Source organism: Corynebacterium sp. MSK150, assembly GCF_030229215.1.
In the GTDB taxonomy this organism is placed as follows: domain Bacteria; phylum Actinomycetota; class Actinomycetes; order Mycobacteriales; family Mycobacteriaceae; genus Corynebacterium.
The window spans coordinates 31169-45676 of sequence record NZ_JASPHM010000009.1; the positions used below are offsets into that span (position 1 = coordinate 31169).

16 protein-coding genes are annotated in these 14508 nt (G+C 61.8%); 3 read left to right on the forward strand and 13 right to left on the reverse strand.

Going from position 1 to position 14508, the window contains the following annotated elements; all coding sequences use genetic code 11:
- Positions 1 to 40 precede the first annotated feature (40 nt).
- On the forward strand, positions 41 to 3499 hold the full coding sequence (locus QP941_RS07030) for an arabinosyltransferase domain-containing protein (protein ID WP_284868495.1): 3459 nt from the start codon (positions 41 to 43) through the stop codon (positions 3497 to 3499).
- Here the strand turns inward: QP941_RS07030 and QP941_RS07035 are convergent.
- From QP941_RS07035 to QP941_RS07045, 3 genes are all read right to left on the reverse strand, one after another.
- The gene (locus tag QP941_RS07035; RefSeq protein WP_284868496.1) at positions 3438 to 4814 is read right to left on the reverse strand and encodes a PepSY-associated TM helix domain-containing protein; all 1377 of its coding nucleotides are present in this window, start codon (positions 4812 to 4814) and stop codon (positions 3438 to 3440) included. The genes QP941_RS07030 and QP941_RS07035 overlap by 62 nt on opposite strands.
- A gap of 63 nt (positions 4815 to 4877) precedes the next feature.
- Complete coding sequence (locus QP941_RS07040; RefSeq protein ID WP_284868497.1) at positions 4878 to 5771, reverse strand: alpha/beta hydrolase; 894 nt, start codon at positions 5769 to 5771, stop codon at positions 4878 to 4880.
- Between the two features lie 39 nt (positions 5772 to 5810).
- Entirely contained in the window at positions 5811 to 7745 is a 1935-nt protein-coding gene (locus tag QP941_RS07045; RefSeq protein WP_284868498.1) for a M13 family metallopeptidase, read from the reverse strand.
- 42 nt (positions 7746 to 7787) lie between these two features.
- Here QP941_RS07045 and QP941_RS07050 point away from each other — a divergent pair, with 42 nt between their 5' ends.
- Both QP941_RS07050 and QP941_RS07055 read left to right on the forward strand, forming a co-directional pair.
- Entirely contained in the window at positions 7788 to 8369 is a 582-nt protein-coding gene (locus tag QP941_RS07050; protein ID WP_284868499.1) for a hypothetical protein, read from the forward strand.
- Positions 8370 to 9221: a PrsW family intramembrane metalloprotease gene (locus QP941_RS07055; protein ID WP_284868500.1), complete on the forward strand. Its 852-nt coding sequence runs from the start codon at positions 8370 to 8372 to the stop codon at positions 9219 to 9221.
- An 82-nt stretch (positions 9222 to 9303) separates the two neighbouring features.
- On the opposite strand, the gene QP941_RS07060 is transcribed toward QP941_RS07055, so the two are convergent.
- The 10 genes from QP941_RS07060 to QP941_RS07105 form a co-directional block, all read right to left on the reverse strand.
- Positions 9304 to 9621 (reverse strand): DMT family transporter, encoded by a 318-nt coding sequence (locus QP941_RS07060; protein ID WP_005323220.1) that lies wholly within the window; start codon positions 9619 to 9621, stop codon positions 9304 to 9306.
- Complete coding sequence (locus tag QP941_RS07065) at positions 9618 to 9977, reverse strand: DMT family transporter (RefSeq protein WP_284868501.1); 360 nt, start codon at positions 9975 to 9977, stop codon at positions 9618 to 9620. Before QP941_RS07065 ends, QP941_RS07060 begins: the two co-directional genes overlap by 4 nt.
- On the reverse strand, positions 9974 to 10279 hold the full coding sequence (locus QP941_RS07070; protein WP_284868502.1) for an MGMT family protein: 306 nt from the start codon (positions 10277 to 10279) through the stop codon (positions 9974 to 9976). The genes QP941_RS07065 and QP941_RS07070 overlap by 4 nt, the downstream gene beginning before the upstream one ends.
- Positions 10280 to 10284: 5 nt before the next feature.
- Positions 10285 to 11112 carry a VOC family protein gene (locus tag QP941_RS07075; protein WP_284868503.1) on the reverse strand — a complete coding sequence of 276 codons (828 nt, stop codon included), beginning with the start codon at positions 11110 to 11112 and terminating at the stop codon, positions 10285 to 10287.
- Entirely contained in the window at positions 11113 to 11397 is a 285-nt protein-coding gene (locus tag QP941_RS07080; protein ID WP_005323225.1) for an RNA-binding S4 domain-containing protein, read from the reverse strand. It abuts the gene before it with no gap.
- Between the two features lie 35 nt (positions 11398 to 11432).
- Positions 11433 to 12344, reverse strand: a complete 912-nt coding sequence (locus QP941_RS07085; protein WP_284868504.1) for a CE1 family esterase — start codon at positions 12342 to 12344, stop codon at positions 11433 to 11435.
- Positions 12345 to 12360: 16 nt separating this feature from the next.
- Complete coding sequence (locus QP941_RS07090) at positions 12361 to 12690, reverse strand: YbjQ family protein (protein WP_049358954.1); 330 nt, start codon at positions 12688 to 12690, stop codon at positions 12361 to 12363.
- A gap of 9 nt (positions 12691 to 12699) precedes the next feature.
- On the reverse strand, positions 12700 to 13374 hold the full coding sequence (locus QP941_RS07095) for a LysE family translocator (RefSeq protein WP_005323229.1): 675 nt from the start codon (positions 13372 to 13374) through the stop codon (positions 12700 to 12702).
- Positions 13375 to 13510: 136 nt separating this feature from the next.
- Positions 13511 to 14035, reverse strand: a complete 525-nt coding sequence (locus QP941_RS07100; RefSeq protein WP_284868505.1) for a LysE family translocator — start codon at positions 14033 to 14035, stop codon at positions 13511 to 13513.
- A gap of 101 nt (positions 14036 to 14136) precedes the next feature.
- A complete protein-coding gene (locus tag QP941_RS07105; RefSeq protein WP_316986310.1) occupies positions 14137 to 14487 on the reverse strand; it encodes a VOC family protein in 351 nt (116 codons plus the stop codon).
- Between the last annotated feature and the right edge of the window lie 21 nt (positions 14488 to 14508).

Sequence of the window (14508 nt, forward strand, 5' to 3'; positions counted from 1 at the left end):
CCCGCGGGCCGAAGGGGTTATCTGACGTAAACTAATCGCCGTGTCAGATAGCCTCACTACGAATACCACCCAAGCGCGACCTGCCGCTGCCGGCTCCCGCTTCACCGCCGCCCCCGCGGGCCTGCGGTGGACCGCAATCATTGCCGGGCTGATTGGTTTCCTGTGTTTTGTAGCGACCCCGCTACTGCCGGTGACCCAAACCCAGTCCTCTTATGATTGGCCACAGCATGATTCCGTGCAGTCCATCAACGCGCCGCTCATTTCCGTCGCCCCAGAGGACCTGAAGGCCACCATCCCCATCTCCGCAGTCGATGAACTGCGCGAGGGCCAGTCCATGGTCTACGGCACCGTCCCACCGGAGTCCAAGAAGGCCTCCAACCGCGGCCTTTTCGTCCGTGCGAATGACGAGGGCCTGTCCGTTGTGTCCTTGGATGAGGTGCTGCTTACCCTCAACGCCCAAGAGGTAGCCAAGCTCCCCAAGGACGCCAGGATTGAAATTTCCGCTACGGGCGATGGCACCTCCGTGAGCGTGGGCGAGCATGAAAAGACCACCGAGGAGGATCTGCGCCCGCAGGTCACCGGCGTTTATACCGAAATCGACGATAAGGCTGACGTGCAAGCCCTGCTTGACGACGGCCTCAATGTCCACGTCGATATCAACTCCCGCTTTACCTCGTCCCCGACGTTGCTCAAGACCATTGCCATGTGGCTGGGCATGGCCATGGTGGTCGTGTCCCTGTTCTGCCTGTGGCGCATCGACCGCCTCGATGGCCGCCGCTTCGGCTTCATGCCCGAGACGTGGAAGAAGGTGCGCCCGCTCGATGGCGTGGTGGCCGCCATTTTGGGATTCTGGTACATCCTCGGCGCCAATACCTCCGATGATGGCTTCATCTTCTCCATGAGCCGCGTCTTCGATCACGCGACCTATATGGCCAATTACTACCGCTGGTACGGCGTGCCGGAGGCGCCCTTTGGCTCCCCCTATTACGACCTGGTTGCCGTACTCTCCCAGATTTCTACCGCCTCGGTCTTCGTGCGCCTGCCGGGCCTGATTTCCGGGCTCATCATCTGGTTTATCCTTTCCCGCGAGATGCTGCCGCGCTTTGGCCAGCTTGTCGACGGCCGCCGGGTCGCCCACTGGACCGCAGCGCTGATGTTTTTGGCCTTCTGGCTGCCGTATAACAACGGCACTCGCCCAGAGCCCATCGTGGCGCTCGGTGTGATGTTTACCTGGGCTTCCTTCGAGCGCGCCATTGCCACCCGCCGCCTGCTTCCGGCGGCCGTGGGCACCATCGCCGCAACCATCACCTTGGCCGCCGGCCCCACCGGCCTTTTTGCCGTGGGCGTATTCCTGGTCAGCCTGCCGCACCTCTTCCGCACCATGGCCGAGCGCGTGCCATCCATGGGCGGTGGCGCCCTCGGCTGGCTTTCGCTCATTGCACCATTCCTGAGCGCTGGCACCGCCATCATGGTCGCCGCCTTTGGTGACCAGACGCTCTCTACCGTGCTGGAATCCACTCGCGTGCGCTCCGAAGTCGGCCCCTCCCTGCCGTGGTACGCGGAGTACGCGCGCTACTCCACCCTCTTCCAGGAATCCGTGGATGGCTCGCTGACCCGCCGCTTCGCGGTCTTCACCATGCTCTTCTGCCTGGTGCTCATCGTGGCGGCCTTTATCAAGAACCGTCGCGTCGTTGGTGCTGCCGTCGGCCCGACCCAGCGCCTACTCATCATCGTGGCGCTGTCCATGTTCTTCCTCATGTTCACCCCCACCAAGTGGACCCACCACTTTGGCATCTACGCCGGCGTGGCCGGTGTCATCGCCGCCCTCGGTGCCGTGGTGCTCTCTCAGTTTGCGCTGCGTTCGCCGCGCGCTCGCACCTTCGCCATCGCCGCGGTGGTCTTCTTGCTCGCCATCTCCTTCGCCGGCTGGAACGCCTGGTGGTACGTATCCTCCTTTGGCATTCCGTGGTGGGATCGCACGGTGCAGCTCAAGGCCATCGAGGCCAATAAGGTGCTGCTCGCCATCGCCCTCATCATCTTCGCCATCGGCGTGGTGCAGTCCCTGCGCCATAGCTACCGCAAGTCCCAGGCAGAAGAGGCTGGCGCACTCGCGGAGTTTGAAAAGAATGCCGCCGCCAAGGTCTCACGTTCGGCCGGCATCATGTCCGCGCCCATCGCCCTGGCCTGCGCCATCGTGGTAGCCCTTTCTTGTGCTTCCTTTGCCAAGGCCACCGTCTCCCAGGCGGATTCCTACTCCGTGGGCAAGGGCAACCTGGCTTCTCTGCGCGGCAATACCTGCGCGCTGGCGGATCAGACCATGGTGGAGACCAATACCAATGACTCCTTCCTGACCCCGGTGGACGGCGACTTGGGCGATTCCCTGGTGGATGAGGACGAAACCCACACCGGTTTCGACCCGAACTTCATCCCGGAATCCATCGAGCCGGAAAACCAGAACTCCGCCTCCGTGGGTGCCATCGCGGATGGCTCCAGCAATTCCTCCTCCGATAGCGCGGATACTGCTACCTCGGGCGCGGATGCTGAATCCGGCGGCGCGAGCGATTCTGCCGATTCCCAGGAGTCGAAGGATAAGAAGGACAAGAAGTCCAAGGAAACCACCAATACCTCTGAGGGCGGCGTGCGCGGCACCCAGGGCGTCAATGGCTCCACCATGCACCTGCCATTCAACCTGGACTACACCAAGGTGCCGGTGCTCGGTTCCTATAACGAGGGCCAAGACTCCACCTCTGAAGTAACCACCAAGTGGTACAACCTGCCAGAGGCCAAGGACAATACCCCGGTTCTCGCCGTGTCCGCAGCCGGCAATATCTACCACCACGATGTCAACGGGGTGGAGCAAGAAGGCATGGAGCTTCGCCTCGAGTACGGCACCATCGATGGCTCCGGAAAGGTCACCAATACCGGCGAGGAAGAACTCTCCGCCGTCGGCGCCACGCCGAAGTGGCGCAACCTGCGCCTGCCGCTGGATAAGCTGCCGCAAGACGCCAACGTGGTGCGCCTGGTAGCCACGGATGATTCCACCGATGAGGAAGATTGGCTGGCCTTTACCCCGCCGCGCGTACCGGAGCTGGATACCATCAATAACCAGTTCTCCAAGGACACCCCGGCGCTGCTGGACTGGGCCGTAGCCCTGCAGTTCCCATGTCAGCGCACCTTCGACCACTTTGCCGGTGTGACGGAAATCCCGGAGTACCGCGTCCTGCCGGATTCCTCGGCGCAGACCTCGCTAACGGACTTCCAGTCCTTCTCCGGTGGTGGCGCCATGTCCACCGCGGAGGCGGTCAACTACTCCTATGAGATCCCGAGCTACCTCAATAATGACTGGGCCCGCGATTGGGGTGCCATTGAAAAGTACGAGCTGCGTACCGATTCACAGGGCAATGCCCCAGTCCCCGCCGAGATCGATTATGAGGACGTTACCCGTTCCGGTCTGTGGAAAGACTCCGAGATGAAGATTCGCCCCGAGGGCGAGGAATAGTCTCACCTGCGGCAGCGCCTCGGCCCCGCTGCGGGGCGCGCAACCGCCGCACAATCCAATCGCCTAGGAAAAAGATCACAAGCGAGGCGCCAAAGAGCGGCGCGATGATCGAATAGGCCATCACCCCCGCCAGCACGGCGGGGGTAATTTTTAGCTCGGGCAGGCCGCGGCGCGGCTTTATCCACCACATCCGCAGACCCGCGATACTCACCACGAGCAATCCCAAGGCCAGCGCCGCCAAGGCGATCTGGCTATAGATGCCAAAAAGCGTCCCCATGTGCAGCTGGATGAGCCACGAGGTTAGCTGTGCGGCAAGCGGCCAGTCGGCGGAATTGATGCGGTCGATGACCTCCCCGTTCGGGGTCACTGCTACGGCATCGCTGCGCAGCTTAAAGGCCGCACGAGCCTCCCGCACGCCCCACGCATCGCCGGGCTTTTCCGGCGGGGTCATTTCCAGCACTCCGGTCAAACCCTGGCTACGGGCGGTCGATTCTGCAGTTTGGGCTCCGGCGAGTTCTGCGGCACCGTGGTGTCCCGTATGCCCGGCGTGACCCGCGTGCCCGGCGTGGTTGGCATGCTCCCCCGCCCCAGTACTAGCCCCCGCTTCTGCAACGGAGGTCGCCACGGACGGTTCCTTCCAATTAAGTTCCTCCCGCACCTTGCCAATACCTGTGCCCGCCACCAGCGACCATGTCAGGCCGGTAACGGTAAGAAAGAGGAAGCCCGGCAACAACCAGGCACCCACGCGGGCGTGCAGCGCCAGTACCGTGGAGCGCTTCTTCTTATTCCTTTGTTTACGCTTGAGCCACAGGTAGAGACCGAGGATGCTCAGCGCGCCGAGCCACGAGGCCGCAAGTTCGGCATAGAGACGGCCAGGCTCGCCCAACCATAGGGTGCGGTGGCCATTAGAGGCCCACGTACGGAAAGGCAGCGCCCGCGAGCCGCCATATTGTTGTAGTTCGCCAGTGATGTGCAGGTCCACCGGGTCTACAAAGACAGCGTGGGTATAGCTGGAATTGGGGGCGGTGGGGTCGTCGAAAAGCACGCGGGTGGTCTCCTGCGGGTCTTCGGAAGGCTCAACCCGAATCACCGTCCCATCCGGGTGCTGGCGCTGGGCGGCGGCAATCTGCTCGTCTAGGCTGCGTGGGTTGCCTGGCGCGGTGGCGGTTACCTCATCGTGATAAATCCACGGTTCAAAGGTGGGTGCCAAGGCATAGAGAAACCCGCTTAACGCTGCGACAATGAGAAAGGGCGCAATGATTACGCCGGCGAATTTATGCAGGCGCGATAGCGCGCCATGAGTGGATATGGTCATGCGGAACTAGTCGCGAGCCTATTGAAACTAGTTCCCTTTTATCATGGAACCTCCAGGCAATTGTTATTTTTCCAACTCTCCTGCCAGGAACGCGGCCGCATCCCGCACGCGCTGACGGGCAACCACCGGGGTAGACACGCGGTGGGTAGAGACATAATCGCGCGCCACGGCGCCGGGCACAGAAACACGCGCAGCAATCTCATCCTCGGTCGCGGTCTGGACGAAAATATCCGGGCAGAGCTTAGAAAGGTCCGCCGGAATTGCATAGCCGACACGGAGGTCCTCCGGCAGATTTTCCAGGGCACCGAAGTCGGGGAAGGTGAGCAGGAGGGCGTCGGCAGGCGCCAGCACCGCCAGCGCCCCGCCGGAGGAATAACCCCAGGTAGTAACGCTAGAAGCACCCTGCGCGCGGGCATAGTCAATGGCCTGCTGCACGGCAGTGACCATCTCCGCCACGGTGTGCTCGGGGGCGAGCGGATAATCCACGTCGATAATGGTGGTGCCGGATAGCTGCGCGGCAGCGGCTACCTCGGGGCGCCACTGCATCTCCAGCGCTTGGCCATCGCCGCGCCACCAGCCGCCCGAATGCAGCGACACCGCCCACCGGCCGGTGGGCGTGCTGGGCCGGAAAATGGCACCCACCTCGGATTCTCCTACGCTAATGCCCTCCGTGTACGCAGTACCTGGCAGCGCATGATCCACCGCAGTACCGAGCACTATCATTGCCGCATGGGTAATGCGATCCGGCAAGAGCGCGCAATATTGGTCCGCCTCAGGGGAGCCGCCCCCGGCCCACGGCGGGCGAAAATCCGGGGTGTCATAGTGGGCGTCGATATAGGCAACAAGCTGCTCGAGCTGTTCCTTCTCCTCCATCTGGCGGTCTTGGCCGCCGATGTGCCATTCCTGGCCGGGCTCCAGCGGGCGGTGCGGGTCCTGGTTAGCATCTGCGTTAGTCATGCCACCGAGCCTACGCGCACCGCCTACCGGCTAAAAGGGCTACCAGATGGTGACGCGATCCTCTGGCGCAATGTACATGGCAGAATCCTCCGCCACGTCAAAGGCCTCGTAGAACTCCGCGATATTGGCAGCGATGAGGTTGCAGCGGAACTCCGCCGGCGAGTGCGGGTCAATGGCCAGGTACTGGGTGGCCATCTCCGGGCGGATGGCGGTGCGCCACACGCGGGCCCAGGATAGGAAAAAGCGCTGCAGGCCGGTGTAGGTGTGCTCGGCCAACTCCGGCTCGGCGCCGTCTGCCTCGAACTTCTCCTCCTTGCCCTGCAGGTCAATGCCCTTATCGGCGCAGTAGTTCTTGAAAGCCACCACAGCGATACCCAAACCGCCCAAGTCACCGATATTCTCGCCCAGGGTGAAGCTGCCGTTGACACCGGTGGAGTCGATGCCGGCCTCCTTGAGCACCGTCGGTACCTGGCCATTGAACTGCTCCACCAGCTTGGCGGTGAGCTTTTCAAAGGCCGCGCGGTCCTCCTCGGACCACCAGGAGTTCAGGTTGCCCTGGCCATCAAATTGCGAGCCCTGGTCATCAAAGCCATGGCCAATCTCGTGGCCGATGACGGCACCGATGGCGCCGAAGTTTTCTGCGGCATCAGCATCCGGGTTATAAAACGGCGGGCGCAGGATGGCGGCCGGGAAGGTGATGTCATTGACTACCGGGTTATAGAAGGCGTTGACCGTCTGCGGGGTGGTCACCCATTCATCGCGGTCGGCCGGCTTACCAATCTTGGCCAGCTCAAAGTCATGGGAGAAGGCGGAGCCGGCGCGGGCATTGGCCAGCAGGTCCGCGCCCTTGCCAGAGACCTCGAGCCCCGAGTAATCGCGCCAGGAATCCGGGAAGCCAATCTTGGCCTTGAACTGGGACAGCTTTTCTAGCGCGCGCTCGCGGGTGGCCGGCGTCATCCACTCCAGCTGGGAGATGCGCTCACGGTAGGCGGCGATGAGATAGTCCACCAGCTCATCCATCTCGCGCTTGGAAGAGGCCGGGAAGTGCTTATCCACAAATACCTGGCCAATCTCTTCGCCAACGAGGGACTCGGCCAAGCCCACGGCGCGCTTCCAGCGGTCGCGCTGCTGGGTAGCGCCGGAGAGCTCGGTGCCATAGAACTCGAAGTTCTTCGCGCCTACTTCCTCCGGCAACAAAGCCGCGCGGGAGCGCAGGATGTGCCAGGTGGCCCACAGCTGCCAATCGGCCATGCGCGCGGTGGTAAAGAGGCGCTCGAAGTGCTCGAGGTAGGACGGCATCATATTGACCACGCGGTGCTCTGGCAGGTTGCCGCCGGAGAGCAAAGCGCGGGTCATGGTGGGCAACTCGCTAAATTCGCAGGGGTTATAGGTCTTAACCGCATCGCGGGTGGAGACCACGTCCCAATGGCCAGCGGCCAGCTCCTTTTCCAAGGCGACGATGCGATGGGCGGCTACCTCGGCGCCCAGGCCAAAGAGGCGGGCTGGGTCGAGGAATTCCAGCATCTCGGCCACGTGCTTTTCATAAGCGCTCAGCGTTTCCGCGTGGGCTTCCTCGCGGTAATAAGCCTCGTCCGGCAGGCCCAGGCCGGATTGGATGACATAAGCAATGGCGTCCTCGGAACCAGAGTCCTTGGATACCCAGAAGGTCACCGGGGAGCCGACGCCGGTGCGCTCAAGTTCACCCAGGCGCTGCGCCAGTTCCTCTGGGCCGGCCGCGCTCAGGCGGTCCAGATCCGCGTCCAATGGAGCCATGCCGGCCGCGTTAACCCCCTCGGTATCCATAAAGGAGGCATAGAGCTTGCCCGGGCGGCCGGTGTCCTTGTCCACGATCTCGTGCACGAGTTCCTCCGCCTCATCGCGCAGCGCGTGGAAGGTGCCATCCACGCCGCGATCATCGGGAATGACGTGGCTTTCCAGCCAGGGTCCATTGACTAGTTGATAAAGATCTTTCATGCTTGCCACTCTAGGTCAAAGCAGCAAGATAAGGTGTGGGCTATGGAATTTTATCGCTTTCCTCCAGCCCATCCGCGGCGCCTTTTCCTCGCCGTTATTGCGTTCGTGGCGGTGGTTCTCGCTCTGCCCACAATTGTGCAGGCGGCGCTGGCTGATTCCTCCGCAGACGTCGAGCAGGTCACCCTGACCGAGCCCAGCCAGGACTGGAAGATTGACGTTCCCGATCTCTACTGCGAGCGCGATTATGAATCCCTCGCCAGCATCGGCTGGACCTGCGGCGATGTCAGCGTACAGGCCACCCTCACCGAGGACGCCAAGGACGATGCCACCACCTTGCGCCGCATGGTTCGCGCCCTCGCCATGGCTTCCCTGCCGGCCGACGCCCCTACCTTTGACGGCACGAATGGAGCGCTCCTGCTTGCCGACGCCCCCTCCTCCACCGCCGCCCTCTCCCTCGACGGCACCGGCGAGGATGAAAACAAAGATTGGGTGGTCACCGTGACCGGAAAGGGCGATCAGGCCCGGGCCACCACCTCGCGCATCTGGCATGCCTTCGGCCAAGAGGAATTACCCGCCGATGCTGATGCAGAATTCGCTGACTTCTCCGGGGAGTTGATGTACTAGATGTCCAAGCTCTTTCGCACCACGCTGTGGATCCTCTCCGGTGTTGGCCTCATTGCATTCTTGGTCCAGACGTTGAGCACATTCTTAATCTCTCCCCTGATGGGCCTGCTCAGCCTGCTCATCGCCGCCGTGCTCGTAACGCTGGTCATCTACCTGCTGCAACGCAGCCCCATGTGGGCACGCCCGGCGCGCCTGTGGGCCCTACTGGCTTTCCTTTGGGGCGGCGGTGTGGCCGTAGCCCTAGCGCTTATCAGCTCCGGTCCTGTCATGCAGCTCGCCATTGGCACCGGTTGGGTCGATGCCATGATGTCCTGGAGCGGCGCCTACCCAGAGGAAATCTCCAAGGCTACCGGCGTTATCTTCGTGCTCATGTCCTTCCGCCAGCTCAACCGCCCGTGGCATGGCTGGATAGTGGGCGCAGTGGTAGGCCTAGGCTTCGAGGCCTGCGAGAACATCCTCTACGGCGCCATGGGTGCCACCATGCACCCCAATAGCGATATTCAGGGCCTATTTGAGATGTGGGGCCTACGGCTTATCGCCGGCCCTGGCCTGCACGTCTTGCTCACCGCGCTGGCCGGCTGGGGCATCGGCTGGGCACTCTATGCCGCGGCCAAACCGCTGTGGTGGCGCATCGGCGTTTTCCTCGGCTACCTAGCCGCCGCTTTTCTCCTCCACTTTTGCTGGAACTACCTGCACGATTCCGAGGTCGCCGCCATCATCCAGGCCGTCACGGTAGCGCTTATCCTCTACCCGCTGAGCATATGGCTGGTACTGCGCGGCAATAAGCTCGCCAAGGCCGATGAGAGTTATAGCCACAGCACTGCCGACGACGCCCTCGCCTACATCCGCTAAAGCTCGCCGCCTTCATACAAAACAAGCACGTTTCGCCCTTTTCATGCTCCGTGAGAGACGAAACGTGCTTGTTTTGTCAGTGCTATGCCCCGGCTTCTACGAGCAGCACTCCCCCGACAATGAGTACCACGCCGAGAGATTTTAACCAAGTAAACGGCTCCTTGAACAGGAGATACGAGGCAATGGCGGTCAAAGCAACACCGGTAGCAGCCCAAATGCCGTAGGCCACGCCCAGATCCATGCCGGCCTTTAGCACGAGCGCCAAGAAGCCGTAGGCAGAGACATAGCACAGGGCAACGAGCGCCACCCAGAAGCGGCGGCCGGTTACCGCGGACATGCGCAGGCACAGCGTGCCGGTGACCTCAATGGCGGTGGCGAGGAAAAGGAGGAACCAGATCATTGCGGCGCCACCTCCACGGTGCGGTCGTGGTCCTTGTCCGGCTTAGCGCCCATTTCCACGCAGAAGACGCCGCCCATAATGAGCGCGATGCCGGCGAGCTTTACTGCGCCGAGCGGCTCGCCAAATAGCGCGGCGGAAAGCAGCGCAGTGGAAATGACTCCACCAGATGCCCAGAGGCCGTAGGCCACGCCCACGTTGACGCCTTCTTGCATGACGCGGTGCAGCAGCACGAAGGCGAGGATGAAGCAAAGAGCGGCCACACCGTAGATCCAGAAATGGTCCACGGCGTATTTCAGCGCGATGGTACCCACGACCTCGCTGGTTATCGCGAGAAAAAGGATGAACCAGGCCCTCACTCCATCAACTCCTGTAATTCGCGGGCGTCGATTCCGTGCTCGTGCATTTTAACGCGGCCGCCAGCGTGCGCGATGGCCTCGCGATCCCAGAATTCTGCGGCGCGGGCGGGATCGTGGGAGGCGCCATCGGCGCGGACGACGCGCCACCATGCAGCACCGCCGCCGTGGCGCTTTAATACGGTGCCGACGTTGCGCGCGCCGCAGCCGGCCACCTTAGCCACCTCGCCATAGGAGGTGACGTTGCCGGGCGGGATTACGGCAACGACCGCCAATACGCGCTTGACCAGTGGCGACTCACTCATCGCAATTACTGCGGGTCGAGTCCCAGGACGTCATCCGATTCGGTCGGCTCCTCTTCGGGGGCGTCTTCGACCTCGGTGAGGGTGATGGTTGCGCCGGTGGAATCGGCCAAAAGGCACATGCGGCCGAAGGGCGAATCCCATGGCTCGCGGATGACCTCGCCGCCTAGTTCCACGGCCTTCTTCGCAGCGGCGTCGATATCGCGAACGCCCAAATAGGTCTGCCAGAAGCTCGGGACCTGCGGCGGGAACTGCCCCTCGGCGTTCCACAGTCCAGCAAACGGCGCACCGTCTTCTTCCGCGGTGGCGTAGATGAAGTTCTCATCTTCGGACTGCATGGCGCGGATTTCCCAGTTGAAAAGCTCGCCATAAAAATCCATCGCGCTCTGAAAGCCCGAGGTAGCGGTGAGCTCGTGCCAGACCGGGGTGCCGGGCTCGCCGGCGGCCACGAAGTGCTCCGGGCCGGCGGGCTGGATGAGGCCGAACATGCCCCCGGCGGCGTCGACAAGCAGGGCCATGTGCCCCAGCTGCACCTGCTGCGGCTCGACTAGGATGCGCCCGCCGAGGTTCTGCGCGCGCTGGCAATCGCCCGCGATGTCCTTGGACAGGAAGTAGGTCACCCACGTATCCGGCATGGGGGCCTCCTCCGGCTGCGGGATCAGCCCAGCGATGGGCAGGCCCTGCAGGCGCGCCATCTGGTACGGATTATCTTCGCCGGACTCGGCGGAAATTTCCCAGCCCAGCACCTGCTCGTAAAAGTGTGCGGACTTGCGCGGGTCCGAGGTGGTCAGGTCGATCCAGTAGGGCATGCCCACTTCAGCTTCGAATGCTGGCATCTACATATTCCTCCACTTTTCTGGATCAAAGTCATCGTCGGCCGTGGCTTCATCGAAGTAATCATCGTCATCGTCCGGCTCGCCCACACGCGCGCAGGCATCCTCGATGCACACCTCATCGCCTGGGTGGAGCATGGCGCCCCGGCGCGTCTCGGGCTCGCCATTGACCGTAACTACGCCTTCTGCGATGAGCTCTTTAGCTTCGCCACCGGTAGCCACCAAGCTGGCCAGCTTGATGAACTGGCCCAATTTGATGGAGTCGCCATTGATAGGAATGTCTAGCATGCCGCCCAGCTTACCCAGCCCGCGCGCGGCTATCGCTACGGGTGGGCGATATGGAAGAAATCCAGCACCGTATCGGTGGTCCACTCCGCTTTCACCAAACCGGAATGGTCCGTGGCCCCGCCGTTCCACGTGTGCGTGCCGCCGTGGATGGTGTACTGCTCAGTGCGCGCATCACATACCCGCCAGGTGAAGTGCTCCACCGCTTCTTTCCGACGCCTCTTTGGAAACGGATTGCACCCATTCTCCTTCGCAATCCCGCGTAGCGATTTTTTGACCGAGTGGTAGTGCGCACCGTGCTGGCGCCCACCGCCATATTTCATCAACACGTCTTCAGTACCGTGAATATCAAGGTAATCTGTGGGCTCACTGGCGCAGTCCTTTTCCACGCGGTCATACTTTGCCGCCGAAACCGTGGCCACCGCGTCGAATAGACCCGGCCGCTTGCACGTCACCGCGCGGGCAAATCCGCCGCCATTGGAAAAGCCCACGCCATAGGTGGTGTCCGTGGCGGGATAGTGGCGGCGAACGAAATCAATCGTGTCATCGACGTATTTGAGGTCATCCTCCAAGCTAGTCACCGCGTACGGTGCCGGCGCCCACGCCTTGCCCGCACCTTGGACAAAGACGGTAATGGCATCGCCCTGAGATAAGTCGGTGCCTTTGAACATATTTCCTGCATCCATCTCATAGCCGTGCATCGCCACGACCACGGGCAGGCGGTGGTGCTTATCCACATTAAACGGTACGTGCACCACAAAACTGCGATGATTTTGCAGGTTAATGATCTGGTAGCGGCCATTGGCCGTTGTGCCCTCGTCCGGCAGCGTGGTGATATAGCCATCGGCCGCGCCTTGCGATTCATTTGGCACGCTGCCCGGCAACGGCGGCTCTTCCTCGCACCCCGCCATGAGTCCGGCTGCCGCGCATAACCCAGCGCACAGGGCCATTGTTTTCTTGCCGATTTTAATCACGAGCGCGCAGCTTCACCGCCGTGCCGGTGGCCGTGACCATCAGCATGTCATTCGACGTTCCCATGGGCGAATAATCGAAGGCGATGCCCACCACACCATCGGCCCCGAGCTCCTGACCGCGACGCCACAATTCATCGAGTGCCGCCTCACGCGCCTTGATGGCCTCGCTCTCGTACCCGGCGGAGCGTCCACCGGTGATATTGCGGATGGATGCCCCGAAATCCTTCAGCATATTAATACCGATGACCGTTTCCCCGGCGATAATGCGGATATAGTCCGTGATTTCATAGCCATCAACGGTATTGGTAGTGGTAAAAATCATGGCCCCAGATTACATGGCTATAAGTCCACGCACTCCTTCAAAAAGGATGATGACACCCAGCAGCAAGAAGACCACGCCGCTGACAATATCCACCCAGGCGGAGTTCTTAGCCATCCACTTCGAGACCGCGCGGGTACTCAAAGCCACGCCTACAAAGAGCACGAGGCTTTCCAGAATCAGTACGGCACCCACCATGAGATTGGCGCCGATGCCCATACCGGGATCAATGAAATTGGCAAAGATGGCGCCAAAGAAGATGACCACCTTGGGGTTCGAAAGATCGCAGATAAATCCCATGCGATAGGCAGTGCCCGCCTTGATGATGCCGTCCGGTGTAAACCCGCGCGGCTGCGGGGCGCGGGTTTCGGTGCCCACGACGGTTGCGGGCGCGCGCCGCTCCTTGATGCCACCGGTAATGGCGGTATAGGCCATCCACAGCAGGTAACAGCCACCGAGAACCTGCAGCGCCACCAGAATGCCAGGGTGCGCGGAAATCAGCGCGGACAGCCCCGCCAAGGAGGCCACGGTCCAAATGGTAAGGCCGGTAGTGCTACCAAGTGCCGCCCATACCGCCGCGCGCGTGGAGCGCGCGCCCAAGCGAATAATCTGCACTACGTCTGGGCCCGGCGAGGCCATCGCCGCGAACCACACACCCATTAAGGTCACCAGGGCGCTAATAGCCACCTAACACCTCCATACTCGCATGCGATTAGATTAACGCATGCCACTATAAGAAGTCTCTCACCTGCAGCGAAACAGGTAAGTTCTGTGATTTAGGTAGCTTCTCAATCTATCTTCTTTTAGGAGCCCACGGGCCGCACTAGCCGAGGAGCTCGAGTGCGCCCTCTACGGCCATCACAAGGCCCAGTACCGCAAAGATCAGTCCCGAAACGATGTCAATGGCCGCGGAATGATGCGCAATCCAGCGCGATGCTGCGCGCACAATGAGAGCAAAGGTAGAAAACCACGTCAAGGACATCGCCAAGAGGATTACCGCCACCGCAACGGTCCACGTGGGCGACATATCGGGGCGAATAAACTGCGCGAAAACCGCGCCGAAGAAAACGAGCGCTTTCGGATTGGACAGGTTCGTGACCACTCCGAGCTTATAGGCGCGCCACCCAGTCATGTCATCAATGCTGCCGGCCGCAATGGCCTGTTCCGTGTAATTCTCAGTGCCCACCACCACGGTGGGCGCGCGGCGGGATGCAAACCCGGAACGAATCGAGGACACACCCATATAGATAAGAAAGAGCCCACCAATAAGTTGCAGCGCACCCAGCACGCTCGGCCGCGCGGCGATCACCGCGGAGAGGCCAGCCAAAAATGCCGTGACCCAAAACACTGTGCCGCTGCACACCCCAACGCACACATCAACCCGGCGCCGGTCGACCGCGGGGCCACGCGGATGACTTGAACCCCGTCGAGTTCAAGTTCAACGTGTAGCTAGGCCCCGGGGTTACCCACGCAGAACTCGTTGCCTTCCGGGTCCTGCATGACGGTCCACACCAATCCCGGCGCTTCGTGGGTGGTGAGTTCGGTGGCGCCTAGGTCTTTGAGGCGTTCTATTAAAGTTTCGCGCTCCGCCCCGCCAACGTCGACGTGCATGCGGTTTTTCCCAGGTGTCGGCTCCTCAACGCGCTGAAATCCCAGCGCCGGGGTGGAATCAACCATCACGAAATCGCCGTAATCCGCGGCGATTTCGCAGGCGGTTGCGGCAGACCAAAACTTGGCGAGCTTTGAGGGATCGTGGCAGTCGAAGGTGATCTGGCGGATCGTGAAGTTGGGATCGCTCATGGTTTCCATGATGGGCGCGCG